Origin of the sequence: Campylobacter sp. RM5004, from assembly GCF_022369455.1 — a bacterium.
In the GTDB taxonomy this organism is placed as follows: domain Bacteria; phylum Campylobacterota; class Campylobacteria; order Campylobacterales; family Campylobacteraceae; genus Campylobacter_E.
Genome location: NZ_CP059599.1, coordinates 1,401,603 through 1,421,656 on the forward strand (window position 1 = coordinate 1,401,603; position 20,054 = coordinate 1,421,656).

The 20,054-nt window shown below is 28.5% G+C and carries 19 protein-coding genes; 6 read left to right on the forward strand and 13 right to left on the reverse strand.

Features of this window, described 5'->3' with window-relative positions:
• Positions 1-31: 31 nt before the first annotated feature.
• From brnQ to AVANS_RS06965, 13 genes are all read right to left on the reverse strand, one after another.
• Positions 32-1,366, reverse strand: a complete 1,335-nt coding sequence (brnQ, locus tag AVANS_RS06905) for a branched-chain amino acid transport system II carrier protein (RefSeq protein ID WP_239817158.1) — start codon at positions 1,364-1,366, stop codon at positions 32-34.
• Positions 1,367-1,382: 16 nt separating this feature from the next.
• On the reverse strand, positions 1,383-3,656 hold the full coding sequence (locus AVANS_RS06910) for a DNA translocase FtsK (protein ID WP_239817159.1): 2,274 nt from the start codon (positions 3,654-3,656) through the stop codon (positions 1,383-1,385).
• 1 nt (position 3,657) lies between these two features.
• Positions 3,658-6,051: a flagellin gene (locus tag AVANS_RS06915; RefSeq protein WP_239817160.1), complete on the reverse strand. Its 2,394-nt coding sequence runs from the start codon at positions 6,049-6,051 to the stop codon at positions 3,658-3,660.
• 45 nt (positions 6,052-6,096) lie between these two features.
• Positions 6,097-6,624, reverse strand: a complete 528-nt coding sequence (locus tag AVANS_RS06920; protein WP_239817161.1) for a TIGR00730 family Rossman fold protein — start codon at positions 6,622-6,624, stop codon at positions 6,097-6,099.
• Entirely contained in the window at positions 6,621-7,436 is an 816-nt protein-coding gene (gene fliY / locus AVANS_RS06925; protein ID WP_239817162.1) for a flagellar motor switch protein FliY, read from the reverse strand. The genes AVANS_RS06920 and fliY overlap by 4 nt, the downstream gene beginning before the upstream one ends.
• The gene (gene fliM / locus AVANS_RS06930) at positions 7,429-8,529 is read right to left on the reverse strand and encodes a flagellar motor switch protein FliM (RefSeq protein WP_239817163.1); all 1,101 of its coding nucleotides are present in this window, start codon (positions 8,527-8,529) and stop codon (positions 7,429-7,431) included. The genes fliY and fliM overlap by 8 nt, the downstream gene beginning before the upstream one ends.
• Entirely contained in the window at positions 8,522-9,217 is a 696-nt protein-coding gene (locus AVANS_RS06935; RefSeq protein ID WP_239817164.1) for an RNA polymerase sigma factor FliA, read from the reverse strand. Before AVANS_RS06935 ends, fliM begins: the two co-directional genes overlap by 8 nt.
• On the reverse strand, positions 9,201-9,560 hold the full coding sequence (locus AVANS_RS06940; protein ID WP_239817165.1) for a hypothetical protein: 360 nt from the start codon (positions 9,558-9,560) through the stop codon (positions 9,201-9,203). The genes AVANS_RS06935 and AVANS_RS06940 overlap by 17 nt, the downstream gene beginning before the upstream one ends.
• Positions 9,561-9,565: 5 nt before the next feature.
• Positions 9,566-10,432 carry a P-loop NTPase gene (locus AVANS_RS06945; protein ID WP_239817166.1) on the reverse strand — a complete coding sequence of 289 codons (867 nt, stop codon included), beginning with the start codon at positions 10,430-10,432 and terminating at the stop codon, positions 9,566-9,568.
• 3 nt (positions 10,433-10,435) lie between these two features.
• Complete coding sequence (flhF, locus tag AVANS_RS06950) at positions 10,436-11,653, reverse strand: flagellar biosynthesis protein FlhF (RefSeq protein ID WP_239817167.1); 1,218 nt, start codon at positions 11,651-11,653, stop codon at positions 10,436-10,438.
• 9 nt (positions 11,654-11,662) lie between these two features.
• Positions 11,663-12,142, reverse strand: a complete 480-nt coding sequence (gene folK / locus AVANS_RS06955; RefSeq protein ID WP_239817168.1) for a 2-amino-4-hydroxy-6-hydroxymethyldihydropteridine diphosphokinase — start codon at positions 12,140-12,142, stop codon at positions 11,663-11,665.
• Positions 12,142-12,630: a type II 3-dehydroquinate dehydratase gene (gene aroQ, locus AVANS_RS06960; protein ID WP_239817169.1), complete on the reverse strand. Its 489-nt coding sequence runs from the start codon at positions 12,628-12,630 to the stop codon at positions 12,142-12,144. The genes folK and aroQ overlap by 1 nt, the downstream gene beginning before the upstream one ends.
• Before the next feature lie 162 nt (positions 12,631-12,792).
• The gene (locus tag AVANS_RS06965) at positions 12,793-13,908 is read right to left on the reverse strand and encodes an FtsW/RodA/SpoVE family cell cycle protein (protein WP_239817170.1); all 1,116 of its coding nucleotides are present in this window, start codon (positions 13,906-13,908) and stop codon (positions 12,793-12,795) included.
• 52 nt (positions 13,909-13,960) lie between these two features.
• On the opposite strand from AVANS_RS06965, the gene AVANS_RS06970 reads away from it, so the two are divergent.
• From AVANS_RS06970 to AVANS_RS06995, 6 genes are read left to right on the forward strand one after another with little or no spacing between them, the layout of a single operon-like run.
• Positions 13,961-14,944 carry an RluA family pseudouridine synthase gene (locus AVANS_RS06970; RefSeq protein ID WP_239817171.1) on the forward strand — a complete coding sequence of 328 codons (984 nt, stop codon included), beginning with the start codon at positions 13,961-13,963 and terminating at the stop codon, positions 14,942-14,944.
• 54 nt (positions 14,945-14,998) lie between these two features.
• The gene (locus AVANS_RS06975) at positions 14,999-16,198 is read left to right on the forward strand and encodes a hypothetical protein (RefSeq protein ID WP_239817172.1); all 1,200 of its coding nucleotides are present in this window, start codon (positions 14,999-15,001) and stop codon (positions 16,196-16,198) included.
• A complete protein-coding gene (locus AVANS_RS06980) occupies positions 16,198-17,331 on the forward strand; it encodes a tRNA (guanosine(46)-N7)-methyltransferase TrmB (RefSeq protein ID WP_239817173.1) in 1,134 nt (377 codons plus the stop codon). Before AVANS_RS06975 ends, AVANS_RS06980 begins: the two co-directional genes overlap by 1 nt.
• Positions 17,328-18,005, forward strand: a complete 678-nt coding sequence (locus AVANS_RS06985) for an ATP-binding cassette domain-containing protein (protein WP_239817174.1) — start codon at positions 17,328-17,330, stop codon at positions 18,003-18,005. Before AVANS_RS06980 ends, AVANS_RS06985 begins: the two co-directional genes overlap by 4 nt.
• Positions 17,992-18,798 (forward strand): ABC transporter permease, encoded by an 807-nt coding sequence (locus tag AVANS_RS06990; RefSeq protein ID WP_239817175.1) that lies wholly within the window; start codon positions 17,992-17,994, stop codon positions 18,796-18,798. Before AVANS_RS06985 ends, AVANS_RS06990 begins: the two co-directional genes overlap by 14 nt.
• Positions 18,795-19,952 (forward strand): peptidoglycan DD-metalloendopeptidase family protein, encoded by a 1,158-nt coding sequence (locus AVANS_RS06995; protein ID WP_239817176.1) that lies wholly within the window; start codon positions 18,795-18,797, stop codon positions 19,950-19,952. The genes AVANS_RS06990 and AVANS_RS06995 overlap by 4 nt, the downstream gene beginning before the upstream one ends.
• Positions 19,953-20,054 lie beyond the last annotated feature (102 nt).

Here is a 20,054-nt window from a genome sequence, read left to right on the forward strand (position 1 = left end):
AAAACTTTATTTTTTAAATAGCTTTTAAATATTAAAAGCTATCTTTTTTACTAAAAATTTCAATTATGTAAGAAATAATAAACATAATAATAACAGGAACAATCCAGCCAAGCATTGATGAATAAAATGGCAAGATATTTAAAAATTTATCAATTCCTAAATAAGTTAAAATCTTAACTTCATTAATACTTAAACTTGAACTATCAATTGCATTTAATATGCCTATAAATGCTGCGGTATAAACACTAAATCTATAAATAATCTTGCTCTCATTTATTAAATTATTTATTAAAGATAAGATTATTAAAACAATAGCAATAGGATAAATAGCAATTAATATAGGAATACTAACTTTTAAAATCTGAGTTAAACCTTGAATTGATAATAAAAAGCTAGCAACAACCCAAATAATAACCCAAGTTTTATAAGAAATCTTAGTAACGCTACTAAAATAACTAGCACTTGAGCCAATTAATCCTATAGTAGTTGTAAGACAAGCAAGTAAAGCTGTAATTCCTAGAATAAATCTTCCAAAACTTCCAAATAAATCATTGCTAATTAAAGATAATAAAACAGCTCCATTACTAGCGTCTTTAAAGGTATTGCCATAAACATATCCTAAATATCCTAGAGCAAAATAAACTATTATTAAAATAACTCCTGAAAACAAACCTGCTTTTATAGTAAGTAATGATAATTGATGTTTGTTTTTTACTCCTAAAGATTTTAAAGCACCAACAACGCTAATTCCAAAAACTAAAGCTGCAAGTGCGTCCATAGTCTGATAACCTTCAACAAAAGCTGAAGCAACAGGATGATTAATATAATTTGCATTAGGTTCTGCAATATTAACTTCTGCTAACACAAAAGCTGATATGAAAAATACTGCTATTAAAATGAGTAAAGCAGGTGTTAAATACTTTCCTAAAGTATCTAAAATAGTGCTTGGATTTAAACATATATAATAATTAAGTGCAAAATAAATAAAACTATAAAAAGCTAAAAAATATATATTATTTTCACTAGGAACAAATGGTAAAATCATTATTTCATAAGGCATTGTGCTAGCCCTTGGAATTGCTACTAAAGGACCTATTGTAATATAAATAGCAGCTACAAAAATGATAGCAAACGATACATTCACCCTACTAGCTAATTCTTTTAGCGTTCCTGCCTTAGCAACTGCTGCAACACCTAAAACAGGTAAAGCAACTCCGGTTACACAAAAAAATAAAATTGCTAAATAAAAATTACTACCTGAATCAACTCCTAATTTTGGTGGTAAAATGAAGTTGCCTGCACCAAAAAACATAGCAAATAGCATTAATGCTACAACATAAAATTCTTTTTTTCCTATTTTTGTCATAATTCTCCTTGGATTTTTATAAAAGTGTTCTAACGCCTTTTGCGTTAGGTTCGCTCAAAATTCCTTGCTTTTCGCATTGCTCTACAATATTAGCAGCTCTATTGTAACCTATGTTTAATTGGCGTTGGATATAAGAAATACTTGTTTTTCCACTCTCTTGCATTATCCTTACGGCTTCATTAAATAATTCATCAACATTATCATTATCGCTTTTTACATAGGTTTGAGTGTAGCTTGAATCTTGCAAAATACTTTCATCATAATTTGCTTTTTCTTGCTTTTTTAAATGTTCTACAACTTTAATTATTTCTTCTTCACTAGCAAATGGAGCATGAAGCCTTACTATTTGACTTGTTCCTGGTGGGGTAAATAAGCTATCTCCACGACCAAGTAAGCTCTCAGCACCTTTAGAATCTAAAATAACCTTACTATCAACTCCCGTTCCAACCTTATAGCTTAATCTACTAGGTAAATTTGCCTTAATAAGCCCTGTTATAACATCTACGCTAGGGCGTTGCGTTGCTACTATTAGATGAATTCCTGCTGCTCTTGCCATTTGTGCAAGTCTTGCGATATAAACTTCTACTTCTTTTCCACTAGTCATCATCAAATCAGCCAATTCATCAATAATAATTACAATATAAGCAAAAGGCTCAAGTCCTATTTTAGGAGCTTTTTCGTTAAAGCTTTCAATGTTTTTTGTCTGAACGCTAGCCATTAGCTCATACCTTCGCTCCATTTCTGCAACCATATTTTTTAAAGCTAAGGTAGCTTTTTCTGCTCTTGTAATTACTGGAGTTAGCAAGTGTGGAATATCGTTATACATTGAAAACTCAAGCATTTTAGGGTCAATCATCAAAAACCTTAAAGTTCTTGGGCTATTTCTATATAAAAGACTTAAAATCATAGCATTAATTCCAACGCTTTTTCCACTTCCTGTTGTTCCTGCAATTAATAAATGCGGTAAGCGTTTTAAGTCGGTTACAAAGGTATTTCCAACTATGTCTTTACCTAAAGCTATTGTTAATTTACTTTTGCTTTTTGCAAATAATTCATCTTCAAAAATAGTTCTAATATTTATTGTTTGTGAAGTCTTATTTGGGATTTCAATACCTACTACATCTTTTCCTGGAATTGGTGCTTGAATTCTAATGCTTGTTGCTTTAAGCGCCATTGCCAAATCATCTGCTAGGCCTGAAATTTTACTAAGTTTTACATCAGCAGCAGGTCTAAACTCAAATGTAGTAACCACAGGACCCCAGTAGGTTTTAACCACATCTCCATCAATCTTAAAATGCTTTAATTTTGCTAAAAGCTCATTAATCTTTTCATCAAGTTCATCTTCATTTATTATGATTTCTGTTGTTTTAGCCTTGTCTAATAATTCTACGCTTGGTAATTCAAAATCTTTAGGGATTTCTACTGCACCAAGTTCAAGCTCACTTAAGATAGCTTTGTTTTCTGCTAATTCGCTTAAAATTTCTACTTTTTTACTAGATTTTGGAACAAAACTCTGGCTTTCGTTTTCAGCAACCACTACAACATCGTTAAAGGTGCTAGAATTTGAAATATGAATTTCGTTTTCTTCTATTTCTTGAATTTTTTCTTCTACTTGTGGTTTTTTAATTATTTTGATTTCATCTTTATCATTGATTTTATTAATTAAAGGCTCTAACACAATTTTTGGCTCACTTACGCTTACGCCCTTATCGTTTGTAAAATTAATCTTTGTTTTTTCATCTATTATTTCTTTTTCTACTTTAGGAGATTTTACAAATCTAATATCGCCTAAATCACTTAAAATCTCTTCTTTTGCACTTGTTTTAGTTTGTTTTTTAGGCTTTTCTTCTTTTTTGATTGTTTTTGGTTTTTCTTTTAACTTAAAAAGATTTTTAAAATCGTATTTTTTATTAAATAAGGCATATATAAAAGAATAATTACAATATATCAAAACAAAAACTAATAAAAGAAATAAAATAATATTAACCCAACCAAGAATACTAATTAAACCTAAATTAAAAACATTAGCAAAAGGTAAAGCCAAAATAAGCAAAATACAAAATATATTCATAGTATATTTTAAAGCCACTTTAAAAGGATTATAAATATATAAAAACGCTCCTATAAAAGCTATAAAAAATATATAAGATAACTTTCCAAAACAAAATCTTAAAGCTTTATTAAAATATGAACTAACAATAAAAATCCCATTAGCTTCGGGTAAAAATAACCCGAAACTTAAATAAAATAATATAAATGCAGTAAAAATAAATATAAGTTCTTTTTTCATCTTACATATAGTTTAATAAGCTTAGTTTAGAAACTTGTGCTGTTGCTTGTAAAGTAGCTTGTAAAGTAATGGTTGCTTGCATTAGCATAAGTTGGCTTTCTGCAGGATCAGCATTAATTACATCAGCTTTTACTTGATCAACATTTACTTTCATTAAATTTGCTCTATCTTGAGAGTTTTGAATACTTGTTTGAGTTGCTCCTATTTTTGTATGAATTTTATTGATATGATCTTGTATATGGTCAATTCTTTTTAAAGCACCTTGGATACCAACACTCTTTAATAACTCTGGATTATCACTATCTGCTCTATAATTTCCATTCCTAACTGCTTCTATCATTTTGTCTAAATCTTTAATAATATCAACATGACTTTCATCAATTATTAGGCTTGAGTTTGTATTAAAATTAAACAAATCTCCTTTTTTAGTGCCTTCTTGTATAGGATTTCCATTAGCGTCAGTTCCGAAATCAAATTCATCAGCATTCATAGTATTAGCATCAAATATAGCTAAATCTATCTTAGTTGTGGTTGCTCCTTTATCAGTTAAAGTCATTTGACCTCTTTCATTAAGCCCTACATCAACTGCATTTTTAGAACTAATTAATAAACTCTCTAACTCAGCCTTATCTGCATCATTTAAAATCATAGGAGAATTAGCTTGATTAGGATATTTTGGAACCAATTGATAATCTCTTGTAGGAATATTATCAGTAGCAAACATAGAAATAACATCTCCTAATTGTTTGTAAGTTATGTCTTTGTTATCAGTTTTAACACTATCTGAAATATGCTGATTATGATCATATACAACATTCGTAATTGGCATAGTTACGGTTCTATCTTGTCCGTTTTGTCTATAATTTGCAGTTACCGTTCCTTGAGTGATATTAAAATCTATTGAATAATGAACCTTATTTTTTGAAGTAATTTCAAGCTTTAATATACTATCAGGTCTTGTATTGTCGTTAGGATTTAATTTAATAGCTCCTTGAGCTGCATTTACTAATTTTGTTTCATCTGTTGCTACATTTTTATTTTTATCTATTTGAGATATATTTGAGCTTAATATATTATCTTTTTTAGTAAATAAAGACCTTGAATAATCAATTCCATCGCTAGTAAAAGAAGTATCAATATTACCCGTATTTGTAAATTCTAAAACAAAAACATTATCATTATTTCTTAAATCACTTGGATCACTTACACTTGCTCTTTGTGAATTTACAGGTTGTGGAATTACTGGAAGCGTTGGAACTGGCATTAAATCTTTTGGATCAACAGGTTTTCCAGCTGCAGCTGCTGCATTAGTAACTTGCTCGTTATGTGCTACTGCTGCATTTACAGCATCAATTTCTGCTTGCGTAGGTGGTTTTGGTGGATATATTTGACCAAAGTCACTAGCTTGTGCTGTGCTAGCAAACATAGAAAAATTAATTTGACTTTCTTTGTTTTTTAAATCAGTGATTTCAATAGTTCCATTTTTGCTAAGTGTAACATCTACTACTTTATTTTCTTTAGTATTTCCATAAAGTTCGCCGATTTTAGTAAGCATAGCTCCTACGCTTTCATTTGCTTCCATTTTAAACTTAGCCTTAAAGCTTTCTCCATTTCCTTTAGTGCCACGAACATAAAAATAAGTATCAGGAAATCTAGCTCCATCATTATCTAAAAAATGATCATTTACATTTAATTCTTTATTATCATTATTAGGTTTTAAGTAGTTTTTACCTATTAAATCTCTTATTTTATTATCTTGAGTTATATAATGCACTTCTTCAGGTTTATTTATATCATATCTTCTATCAACCAAACGAACATTGGTGCTTATAACTTTCTTATAGTCATTATCAACACCTTTAATTAATTCTTGACCTGAGATATTGTATTCTGTATAAACATTCGAGCCTAATAAAACTTGCATATTTTCATTATTTCCAAAATAATTTCCTTTTTCATCAAAAGGCTTAGTTCCTATGCTAGTTCCACTAAATAAGTATTGTCCGTTAATGCTTGTATTCGCAATATTTACAATATGATCTCTTATTTTTTGTAAGTCATTTGCTAAAGCGTTTAATGAAGTATCTGAATGAACCTCGTTTGCACTTTGAATTAATTTATTTTTAAATTGATCAAGCGACTTACTCATCTCATCTATTGCTTTATCCGAGTTTTTAGTAATATTTATAGCCTTACTTGCAGCTTCGCTGATTTGTTGAAAAGTAGCTAATTCATAAACAAGTCTTGAGCCTTCTGAAAACATACCAGCATCTTCGTAAGAATTTGAAATCTTTAAGCCACTTGATAATCTATTATTAGCATCATTGATTAAATTTTGTTGGCGTTGAAAATTATTTAAATTTTGAGAGTAAATATAAGAGCTTGTTATTCTCATTTTTGTTTCCTTGTTTAAAAATTTTTAATTATATCGGCTAAAAAATTATTTTATTAAGTCTAAAACTTCGCTAGGTGTGTTTGCAATGCTAAAAATTTTTAATGATTCTTCATCAATTGCACCACATTTTAAAAGAGTATTTTTAAAAAACTCAACCAAAGGTTTAAAAAATTCTTCATTATATAAAATGATTTGATAGTTTCTTAATTTTGTTTGAGCTAGGGTTAAAACTTCAAATAATTCATCTAATGTTCCATATCCACCAGCACAAACAATCATTACATCATTTTGCATTAAAGCTTTTTTTCTTAAAGATAAATCACTATGTTCAATAGATTTAGTGCAATATGGATTTAGCTTTTGTTCCATTGGAAGTTTTATATTTATTCCAACGCTTTCAACGCCACCAACTAAAAAAGCAGCCTTATTTGCAGCTTGCATAATACCGCCACCGCCACCTGTTGTAATTGAATAGCCATTTTTTGCCAAAACTTCACATAAAGCAAAAGCTTCCTTATAATATTTACTATCTTCATTAAATCTAGCAGAGCCAAAAATTGTAACTGATTTCATCTAAGACTTTCTAACCTTTCTTTTTTATCTCCGATTTTAGTTATTTGAACGCCGAAGTTTCCATCTACAATAACAACTTCACCTTCAGCAAAACATTTATCTCCTACTAAAATCTCAAGTGGGTCATTTGCTAATTGATCAAGCTCTATAACTGAACCTATATCCATTGTTAAAACATCTTTTAATAACATTTTTTTACTTCCGATTCTTACTCTAATAGGAAGTTTTACATCCATTATTAAACCTATGTTTTTAAGCTCACCTAAGTCCATTTTAGAAGCACTTGCCTCACTTTCTTTGTTAGAATTTGAATTCGGATTTAAGAGTTTGTAAGCTTTTTCATTCATTGCTAAGCTAACTTGCTCATTAAGTCCATTAATACTTACATCATAAAAATAAATTTTATGAAATTTTGATAAGTCGCATTCATCGGTTAAAAAATCGCAAGATTCTAATGAAAAATTCATCTTAGGTAAATCTTTTTGAGCGTTTAATGAGGTTGAAAATGCTGAAAATATATTATTAATAGCTTCTTTGCTTGCATCAAGCTCATCATTTCCTAAGTTTTCATTCATAGAAATTTCTTCTTCGCCCATCATCCATTCAGAAATAGCACTCATTAAAACAGGGCTTGAAAGAAAAGCAAATTCCTTATCATCGCTTTTAAAAACAGCTTTTAAAATAGGTGGTTTTAAAGCATTATTTTTAATATCAAACTCACTATAAGAACTAAACTTAGCACTCTTTCCAGTAAGTCCTTCAATAGTAGCTACACATTCATTTACAAATAGACCTAAAAACTCATCAATCATTTATATTATCCTCATCTTCCATAGCCGATTCTTCTTGAATTTCTACAACCTTATCAAATTCTGCAGCCTTAGTCTTACGCTCTAGTTCGTAAGTTTCAAGAATATTTTTAACCTCATCTTTATCTGTTTTAATTAAATCTAAAATCTTTATTGATTTTTGGTATCTATGTATTCCAAATTGAGCTAAAAACACATCTTTTCCATCAACACTTACAATAGCCTTATCATCTGCATTTCTATTTAATTTAATAATATTACCATTTTCAAGACCTAAAAACTCTTCAACACTAATAAAAGCCTTGCCTAAAATAACTTCATATATCATATCAGCACGGCCAACAAGGGTTTTTATCTCTTTATTTCTACTTTTTTTAGCACTTGTTTCGCCTAAAATAACATCACGATTTGCAAGGCGTCCTAATATAGGCTCAAGATAAATTACAGGATAGCATATATTAATCATACCACTATTATTTCCTATGGTAAGCTCCATAACAACCATTATTACGATTTCATTTTGGCTTACTATTTGAACAACGCTTGGGCTACTTTCTTTAGCTTCTACGCTAGGATACATATCAGTAATTATTGACCAGCTTTCTTTAAGCTTACTCATCATAATTCTTAAAATACTATCAAGTAAGTTGATTTCAATATCTGTTAATTCTCTATTTTTTTCGCTACCTTCACCTGCTCCGCCTAATAATTTATCAATCATAGGAAAGGCAATACTTGGATTTATTTCTAAAACGCAAGTTCCATCTAAAGGCTTTATTGAAAATACGTTAAAGCTAGTAGGATTAGGTAAAGACATCAAAAACTCACCATAAGTCATTTGATCAACCGAATGAAGCTTGATTTCAACCATTGATCTCATTATTTGTGAAATTTGAGTTGCAAGGCTTCTTGCTAATTTATCATGAATGCCTTTTACTGCACGAAGTTGCTCTTTACTAACACGATTAGGACGCTTAAAATCATATATTATTATTTGTCTTTCATCGTTTTCTTTCTTTGCTTCCGTTACAACATCGGTTGAATCAACGGAGTTAAGTAGAGCGTCTATTTCTTCTTGAGATAAAATATCAGCCATTCATTAGCCTTTTTCTTAATGTATTAATCACTCTTGTTTGCAATTGACAAACCCTTGATTCGCTAACTTGCAAAATCTCACTAATTTCTTTTAAACTAAGTTCTTCATAAAAATATAATTGAATTATTAATTGTTCTCTTTCATTTAACGTTTCTAAAATTTCACTAATTTGCTCTAATAAATTTTCTCTATCAAGCCTTTCGTTTGTATCTTCATTGCTAAGAACTTCTAATTGTTCATCAAGTGGAATAACATAGCTAATAGAATTAGCAATTCTTGCTTCTTTTATCTTTTCAATATCTATACCTAATTCATTAGCTAAATATTCATCACTTGGTTCTTCATCATTATCATTTATATAATCATTTATTAGTTTTTCTACATCTTTTACGATTTTTCTATTATTTCTACTTAAAGTATCAAGACTTCTTAAAAAATCAAGCATAGAGCCATATACTCTTTTTCTTGCATAACCCCAAAAATTATCATTTTGCAAATCATCATATCTTCTTGCTAACTTAATTAATTCTTCAGTTCCAACGCTAATTAAGTCATTTACATCAATACTAGCAGGCAAACGCTCCTTTAGTCTAAAAGCCATAGCCCTTAAAGCAGGTTGATATTTTATCGCTAGCTCATCTTGTGCGTTTTTTATAGCACTAGCGTAAGCATTAAGCCGCCTTTGCATTATGTTTCCTTAAAGGTTTTTGTTTTGTTTGTTTTTTAATTATATCTAATTCACTTTCTACGCTTTGAATGATTTTATCCATTCTATTTTCTCTAATTTCTAGCTCTTTTATAAAATGGTTAGTATTTACTTCGTAAGTATGCTTATCAAATGACCTTGTGCCAAGCTTTTTTGCATCTATGAAATTGATTACAATTAAATGGATTAATATATAAAATACAAAAGTTGTAAATATAGTAAATCCTATTATCATAAATGGGTCATCTATCTTAAATACTGCACAAATAAAACCTATAAAAAACCCACAAACAGTAAAAAATGCAATATAATTATCAGTTCTCATTAAGCTTAAATCCTATCAATTAGCCTTTTGAAAAAGCTTTTAAAATTTCTTGAATCAGAGTCTTTAAGCACATTTCGTTCCAATTTTGATAAAAGATTATTAACAATCTTTTTAAGCTGATTTGTCTCTCTTGATGAACTTTGAGAAAACAATACCCTACTTTTTATACAATCAATTACATTTTGAGAACTTTCTAAATAACCTAAATATTTTAATTCAGGATTGTTTTTAATGTTTGCAGATGCAACTTTTGAAATATTTGCAAATAAATCAAGTGCTTCTTTTTCGCTTTTAACAACATTAAAAATCATTAAAAAATCACGCCTTACTTCAGATGTTACTTTAATCGTAGCATAAGCATCAGTAATTGCAGCAGGATCAGGTGTAGTAACTACAATAACTTCATCAGAAATTTCTAAAAAGTGTAAAGTTGTCCCACCAATTCCAGCACCAGTATCAATTATTAAAAAATCTAAATCTTCTAATAATTCAGCATCATCTAAAAAAGCGTCAAAATAATTTGAATTATTATATTTTAAAATCTCTCCGCCACTATCTCCTGGAATAAGCTTTAAATTTGGCTTTACAACCTTAATAATATCAGCTAATTTACATTCGCCTTTTAATACATGAAGTAAGTTTTTGCCTATTTTTACATTTAATATTACATCTAAATTAGCAAGTCCTATATCAGCATCAAACAAGCCAACCTTATAACCATCATTTGCTAAAAGATTTGCAATATTTGCACTTACAGTGCTTTTACCAACACCACCTTTTCCACTTGTAACAGCTATAAATTTTGTGTTTTTCTTATTTACTTTATGCTCATTTTTCATAAGCTCTTTTAATCTATCAGCTTGTGTTTGCATAATTTATCCTTTAAATCCGTCTAAAACGCATTTTATTAAATACTCGCTATTAGCAACTACTATATCATCAGGCACATTTTGACCTGTTGAAAAAAACGAAACAGGCTTTTTAACATTAAAAATAAGTGAAAAAATATTACCAAAAGCCCTAGTTTCATCAAACTTAGTAAGTATTAATGTATCAATTTTTAAAACATTAAACGCATTATAAGTATGCTCCATATCATCATACTTCATACCTGCATTTAAAACCAAGGTTACTTCAATTTCACTTTGACTAGCTTTTAAAAAACTTTCTAGCTTTTCAATCTTTGCTTTATCATATTGTGAATTTCCTGTTGAATCAATCAAAACCACATCGTATCCACTTAAAGATTCAAGGCTTTTTTGTAATTCTTCTTGAGTATTTACAAAATGAATTGGTAGCATCATAGTAGTTGCGTATTCTGCTAATTGTTCTTTTGCCCCTAATCTAAAATTATCTAGTGAAATTATGGCAGTTTTATATCTTTTAACGCCATAAGCGTATCTATGAGCTAATTTAGCTAAAGTTGTAGTTTTTCCAACTCCAGTTGGACCTACTAGCATTATTATTTTTTGTTTTCTAATAGGAGAATCAACCCTACATGGAATCATACTTTTAAGCAAGGTTGTAAAATATCTATTAATAGCGTCTTTATTAGCTAACAATGCTTTAGGCATATTTTTAAGAGTTGCTCTCATAATCTCGTTTAAATGGCATTCTAGCATATCGCTTTTTTTGGCTTTATCATAAATTAGAGCAAATTCAGGTGGGATTTCAAGATTATTTCTAGCAGGTGCAAGCTCGCCCCATCTCATACTCATTAAATAATCAACCTTGCTATTTAACTCATTTAATAATTGCTTATCATCTTTTACTTTTTGGCTTTGAGAATTTGAATTAAGCTTTAGTCTTAAAGGTTCTTTTTTAATGATGTTTTCTTCTACTGGCTCAATCCTTTTTTCAAATTCTTTTACGCTGTTTTCGTATTGCATAACAGCTCTTTTATTTACTAAAGGCTTTTTTTCTTTTGTATCATCAATAGCAACAACTACTTCAACTAAAGCAGGACTTGTAGGAGTTCTTCCTTCTACTTGAGCAATCGTTACAATCTCTGCATCATCACCATAAAAATCTCTAACATAAGCTAAATAATCCTGACCTTTTTCTACTCTAAAACTATCTTGCCTAATTGCCATTTTAATTCCTTACATTGTTCCTAATACTAGCGTTATGCTAATCCTATCATTTGCTCCCTTATGTGGCAAGGTTAATCTATCATCACAATAGGTTTTTTCACTAAAATAAATAATATCTAAATCAAGTGTTCTAGGTGCGTTTTTAAAACTTCTTTTCCTATGAAAAATATTTTCATAATGTTGCAAGACTTTTAGCAATTCTCTTGCATGCAAGCTAGTTTTAACAAACATTAAAGCATTTGTGAAATCCTTTTGTTCTTTGTATCCAAATGCTTCATTTATTAATAAAGATGAAGTTTGAATTATTTTTATTCTTCTATCATCTTGTATTTTTCTAAATAATTTTACAAACCTTTCACACTCAGGCTCTATATTGCTTCCAAGAGAAACTAAGGCTAAATATTTATATCTTTTATCATCTTTCGTAAAAAAAGGATAATATTTTATTCTTTTAAAATATCTAGCCTCGTTTATCTTTAAATTACGCATTAAGCGTTATTTTGGTTCTTTAAAGCTTCTTCTTGAGCTGCAATAAACGCTCTTTGTTGTTGTATCATTTGAATTGCACTAAGTAATGCTAAATGATAGCTAAATGGTCCAAAACCACTAATTGTTCCAGCACAAACAGGACTTAAGAAACTCTTAGCTCTAAAATCTTCTCTAGCATAAATATTGCTAATATGAACTTCAATAACAGGCATTCTAGTAGCTGCTATCGCATCAGCAATTGCAACTGAAGTGTGAGTATATCCACCTGCATTTATAATAATTGCATCACAAGTTCCTACACATTCTTGAATTTTATCAATTATTTCGCCTTCATAATTGCTTTGATAAAACTCAATATCAACATTACTTTCTTTAGCTGCTAAACTCATTTGCTCGTGGATTTGAGCCATAGTCATTGTTCCATAAATTCTAGGGTCTCTTTGACCTAACATATTTAAATTTGGTCCTTGAATTACCATTATTTTCATATTTATTCCTTTTGATAAGTATTTTAATGATTGATTATAATTTTTTAATTTTAATATAAGTTATTTAAAAATACTTTTTAAACTACAATTTATTTTAAACTTTTAAAAAGTCTAATTCCTATTTCAAATTCCACAAAATTTTCAAAGAATTTGAATTAGGAATTACAAATCAATTCTAACTAATTTATAATCAGGGTCAAACCTAAATGCTAAAAGGTTTTCATAAATCCCAAAAAGTATCATAAAGGTTACAAAAGAACTTCCACCATAGCTAAAAAACGGCAATGGCACACCTACAACAGGAGCAAAACCTATTGTCATTGATATATTAACCCCAACATAAATAAAAATCAAAATGGATAAAGCACTTGTAAAAGTTCTTGCGAAATGATCTTTTTTAAGCTTATTATTAAAGCTTAGCAAATGCAAAATAAGTAATAAATATAAACCCAAAAGCAAACAAGCTCCTAAAAACCCATACCTTTCAATAGTATAAGCAAAAATAAAATCACTCGTGCTTATCGGAAGGAATTTAAAATGAGTTTGAGTAGCATCATCTTTGCTTTTGCCATTTATTCCGCCACTTCCTATTGCTATCATACTTTGTCTTACTTGATAGCTTGGTTTTTCGCTTAAAAAATCATTAATTCTTTTCTTTTGATAATCATTTAAATTATCATACACAATAGGTGCTAAAGGAGCACAAATTCCTACGATTAAAACTCCTGTTAAAATAATCTTTTTATAAATGCCTACTAAAAATAAAGTAGCATATCCTACTATTAAAATAATTAGTGCAGAACCTAAATCAGGCTCACTTTTAATGAGTATAAAAGGAAGTATTATGTAAAAACTAATCTTACAAAAATCTTTAAATCTATAACCATCATCAGGTGGGGGATTGTTTTTAATCAAATACGCAAGCATTAATAAAAATGCAGGTTTAAAAATCTCACTAGGTTGAATAGTAAATTTTGTAAATGGTATTTCAAGCCACCTAGTAGCACCTAATTTAGTAGCTCCTAAAACATCAACTAATAATAATAAACCTATACAAAACCAATAAAAAAATGGTATGAGCCATTCTATTTTTTTAATAGGCAATAAAAAGAATATAAAAAAAGCAAAAAATCCAACGATTATATAAACAATTTGTTTATGTGCTAAAACTTCATTAGCTTCATTAATTAGCAAAAAAGAAAACACAATTATAGGAAAAATAAGCATTGGCAATATAAAATCAAAGTGAGTTAAAATTTTACCATCTAATTTTATCAATTTACAACCTTTTGCTAAATTTGTTTATGAATATGATTTAAAAAGGTTAATATTGAGTAAGATTATTGCAGATGAAATCAAAAGATTAGATGTATTTTTAGCCGAAAAATTAGGACAAAGTCGCTCACAAATTTCAAATCTAATAAAAAATCAAAATGTATTAGTAAATGATAAAAGCACAAAATGCTCTTATATGCTTAATTTAAACGATGAAATCCTTATAAATTATCCAGAAATTCAAGACATAAATGCAAAATATGAAGCTAATTTTGATGTAGAAATAATCTATGAAGATGAGCATATGCTAGTAATTAACAAACCAAACGGAGTTGCAACTCATGGTTGCTCTAGTTTAAAAGAAGCTTCGCTTGTTGAATGGCTGATTGAAAAAAATTATAAATTAGCTGATATTAATGGTAAGGTAAGAGCTGGAATTGTTCATAGATTAGATAAGGATACAAGTGGCATTATGCTAGTTGCAAAAACCAATGAAGCATATATAAGCCTAGCAAATCAAATCAAAAATAAAGAAGTTAATAGGATTTATCTAGCAATAACAAATCATACAATAAATCAAAAAAACATAGAAAAATACATAAAAAGAAACGAAAATAATAGACTTAAAATGCAGTCTTTAAGCAAAGATGAATGTATTAAAAAATATGGCTTAAATGAAAGTAGATGGGGCAAATGGGCTAGAACTCATTTTGTAAATCTTGCAAGTTTAGATGATAAAGCCCTAATTTCTGCAAAACTTGAAAGTGGAAGAACTCATCAAATAAGAACTCATCTAGCTAGTGTAAATAGATATATTCTAGGAGATACTATATACGCTGATGAAAAGAGTAAAAATAAAGCAAATAGATTAATGCTGCATTCATTTTATATAAATTACAAGCACCCTATTAGCAATGAATTTATGGAATTTTATACAAAAAACTGCTATGGCTTTGCTTATTTAGATTTTAAAGAAATCAAACTAAATTTAGAACTAGCACATAATTTATTAGAATTATTTAAATATAATTTGGAATAGATTATGCTTATTTATCTTACTTAGTATAATAAAATCTTTTTTGAAAGGCATTGTATGAAAAAAAGTATCAAAGCAAGCTTATTTACAGCTTTTGTAATAGGATTTAGTGCATGTTCAAGCACGGCAAATTTAAGTGAAATTACCCCATTAGAAAATCTTACAATGGTTAATAACATAAGAACTCTTCAAGGTATGAGAGAAATAGGATTTGAGTGGGATCCTATATATGATCAAGCAATTGATGGATATAAGATTTATAGAAGAGTGTTAAATGATGAAACATCTACTGATAAATTAATCGCAACTATTAACGATAGATACGCAACTCATTATTCTGATAATAACCTTACACCAGATACAGCATACGCTTATACTTTTGCTACATTTAATAAGCATGGGCTTTCTAAATTATCAACGATTAATGTAAAAACTATTAATAAAATAGAGCCTGTTAGCTTTATTCAAGCAATTGCAGGGCTACCTAATAAAATCAAAATTATTTGGAGACCACACACTGATTCAAGAGTAGTAAAATATAATATTTATAAACAAGATGCAAATTCTAGCAAGTGGTATAAATTAGCTACCGTTAATAATCGCTTAAGTGCTGAATATTTAGATGAAGTAAAACCAAATTTATATGCAAAATATAAAGTTACAGCACTAACTTATAACGGAGTAGAAAGCGATGCAAGTGCTGAAGTAGAAGCAATAAGCAAAATTTTACCACCACAAATAGTAAATATTAATGTAACAACAAATCTTCCTAAAAAAATAATCCTTACATGGGATGCACCAAAATACGATGATTTTTCTCATTATAAAATCTATTATTCTAAAGCTTCATTATTACCATTCTTTGAGCTAGCAACAACAACTGATAATAGCTATGAAGACAATGTAGCAGATGATGGAGTTAGTAGATATTATTATGTAACTATGATTGATAAAGATGGGCTTGAGAGTGCAAAAACTGGTGTAAATGTAGTTGGAATGAGCCTTGATAAACCAAAAGCTCCTGCATTAACAGGCTTTGAATTACAAAACGAAAATACATTAAAAATCAAATGGATTAGCACGGATAATCGTATAAAAACCTATAAACTAATCAAAAATTCAGCAGAAGTAGCAAGCAATATTCAAGATGATTATTACATAGATACTACTTATTTAGCTGGAGATGTTTATCAAGTAATAGGCATAGACGAGTTTGGAATTGAATCAAAAGCTAGTGCTAAGTTGAGTGTTAAATAATGCCAAATTTTAAAGCAAAAAAGATTAAAGATATTAGCCTACCTATTAAGGTGGGCGAAACTGAGTTTGTGTTTAAAACTAAAGCTCAATTAGGCAAAACTTTAGTTTATACAAGCATTGAAAATGCTAGTTTTTTTATAGAAATTAATGAAAAAAATAATGAATTTGTTATAAAAATTGATAAATTAACAAAAATTACAGACCTTGCATTAATGCAAAAAGCTTTAGAATGTTTTGAAAAAACTTTTTGTGAAGAGATAATATCAAGAGCTTATCACTACAATCAATTTAAAGAATTAGCAGGAAATGTAATAACATCAACAAATGATTTTAAAGAGCTGATTAATTCTTTAGATAATGCTTATTTAGAAATAGGATTTGGCTCGGGCAGACATTTGCTATATCAAGCGAGCAATAACCCACAAAATACTTATATAGGAATAGAAATTCATAAACCTAGCCTTATTCAAGTTAGTAAATTAGCAAAAGATTTAAAGAATATTTATTTACTTGATTTTGACGCTAGAATTGCTATTAAAGAGCTAAAAGAAAGCTCATTAAATGGTATATTTTTACACTTTCCTGTGCCTTGGGATGATGCTCCTTATAGAAGAGTGGTTTCAAATGAATTTAAAGATGAATGCCTAAGAGTATTAAAAGAAGGGGCTTTCTTTGAATTAAGAAGCGATAGCTTAATGTATGCTAAATATACAAAAGAAATTTTTGGCGACTTAGATTATGATTATTTTAAGAATAAAGACGCAAGAATAATTAGCAAATACGAAAGCCGTTGGCTTAAAATGAATAAAGATATATATGACTTCGTTTGCTATGTAAAAAATAAAAAGAATTTGAAACAGGAATTACAAAATCAAAAAATTGAATTTATAATTGATTTTAATAAGCTTGATTTTATAAAGCATATTGATAAAGATTTTTTCGTAAAAATCTCAAGAATTTATGATAGTGAAAACGCTAAGATAATTCAACTAGCTTATGGTGGATTTGATACTCCTAGTAGCTCATATATTTTATGCGAAAATAATAAAGAGTTTAAAATATTATTTCATGATTTTTGCCCAAATGCCTTGAATATAAAAGCATTTAACAAATTAAAAGAGTTTTTAGAATGAGAAGTAATGCGATTTTAATTAATGCTAAAAATCTAACACTAGCTTACAATAATGAAGTGGTTTTAAATAGTGTTAATTTTAGTGCTAGCGAAGGTGATTTTATTTTTATAACTGGAAAAAGTGGTAGTGGAAAAACAACCTTGCTAAAAAGCTTTTTTGGAGAATTTAGCGAATTTAGCGGGGATTTGCATGTATTGTTTAAAAATATGAATAATATTAGCAATGCAGAATTATTAAAACTAAGAAGAAAATTAGGAATAATTTTTCAAGATTATAAATTAATAAATGAGCTAAATGTAAGCGATAATATAGCATTACCTTTAAAAATCGCAGGAGTTAAAAACGAGCAAATCACAAAGCATGTAGATGTATTATTAAAATACACTCATCTTCAACATAAAGCAAAAAAAATGCCTTTAGAATTAAGTGGGGGCGAACAGCAAAGAATAGCTTTAGCTCGTGCTATTATTCATAATCCAAAAATAATAATTTGTGATGAGCCAACGGGAAATCTTGATATTCATTCAGCAGATATTATTTGGCAATTGCTAAATGCAGCAAGAAATACTTTCAACGCTTGCATAATCGCAGTAACTCATCAAATACCGCCTAGAATTGATTTTAATTATAGACATTTAAATATTGAAAACGGGGCTTTAAATGAATTCATTTAAAATACATTTTAGTTTTATATTTACTTTATTTATTATTTGTTTTTGTTTTCAATTTAATTTCTTTATAAATGAACTTACTAAAGATTATGAAAAAAACCTTAATAAAGATTACAGCGTGGTATTAGTTAGCGAACAAGAAGTTCAAGCAGTAGATTTAGCTAGTATTGAATATTTTTCAAGTATTAAAGAGCTAGACCCAAGCGAAATCTTAGAAAAGATTAAAAAAGACATCACAAAAGCTAACCTAGAAGCCCTAAAATCAAAATTGCCTAAATTTTATAGCATAAGCTTTACTAAGTTTATAAATGAAAGCGAAATTATAAAAATCAAAAAACAATTACTAAAAATACCAAATGTTTTAAAGGTAGAAACATTTTCAAAAACACATTTAAAAATATATAAATTATTAAATATCATCAAATTAATTTCTTATATTTGCTTAATTTGTATAAGTATTTTATCAATTGCTGTATTTTTAAATCAAATAAAAATATGGAAATTTGAGCATGAAAATAGAATTTATATATTAAATTTATTTGGTGCAAGCTTTTTTCAAAGGGCTTCAACAATGCTTAAAATAGTTTTTATAGATAATATTATTTGTTTTGCTATTTTGTTTGCAATATTTTTTAACTTTAATAATATTTCATATTTTAAAGAACTTTTAGCTAAATTTGATATTGAATTGCCTGTGATTGATTTTTTACCAAGTCTTATTGAAATATCAAGTTACACACTAATTGCAAGTTTGTTTTGTGTTTTAGTAGTAATGTTTAAGGTTAAAAGACAATGAAAAAAGTCTTTTTGCTAATTTTTAGCTTAATATTGTTTGCAAATCAAATTGAAACAAATACAAAAAAATTAGAAAAAACCGAAAATGAAAAAGAACAAATCTCAAAAAAGCTAGAAGACTTAGCAAGTGAGATAATAGAAGGCGAAAAAAAATTAAAAGAAATCAATGAAAAAGTAAGTAAAACAACAGAAATTACAAAAGAATTACAAGAATTAGTAAATGCTCAAAATGGAGAGCTTGACACCTTTATTACCCAAAATAAAGAGCTTATGAAAGATAAAGAAATTTTAGGAAAAAAGCTTGTAGATATAATAGCAAAGGATTTTTCTTATGATTTAATAGCTCCAAGAGATTTGATAGATAGCTCAATGAGTATTGTATCAACCGAAATTATTAATACTTTATCAGATGTATTAAACGATGAGCTTTACAAGATTTCAAAAGATTATGCAAGGACAAAACAACAAATTGATTATAAGCAAAAAAAAATAAGCGAAATGAATGCTAATATTGATAATTTTAAAAAACAAGCAAAAGAATTAAGCGAACTTAAAAAACGCCAAGAAAACTTAATATCAAAACAAAAAGAAGATGAGAAGATTTATAAGCAACGCCTAGTAAATCTACAAAAACAACAAGACGAAATAAGAGCAACTCTAGCAAAATTAAAAATCATTGAAAGCGAAAAATCAAAACCTAGCGTTAAAGCAACAGCAGAAGTAAAGCATAAAGACACCCTAGACTATGATGGCAAAATAGCTAAATATACAGGCAAAAAAACAATAGCGCCTTTAATAGATTTTAGCGTAAAGCAAAAATTTGGAGATTATATAGACCCTATTTATAAGTTAAAAATATTTAATGAAAACGTAGTTTTACGCTCAAATACTCCTGATGCAAATGTTAGGGTTGTATTAGATGGAAAAGTTGTTTTTGCAAACGATACAGCTGTGCTTGATAAGGTTGTAATAGTTGAGCATGCAAATGGTATTCATACGATTTATGCGCATTTATCTAAATTTAGCAAATTAGCAAAAGTAGGAAGCGTGCTTAAAAAGGGCAATATAGTAGGCAAAGTTGAGCGTGATTTGACATTTGAAGTAACGCAAAAAAATTATCATATAAACCCACTTGATTTTATTAGTTTGAATTAAGAATTTGAATTCGGAAATTAAAGCTAGATTTTTATAATTTCATTGATTGTTTTTATAAAATCTAGCTTATTTTATTAGCTTAAGTTTTGTGATTTCTCCTTT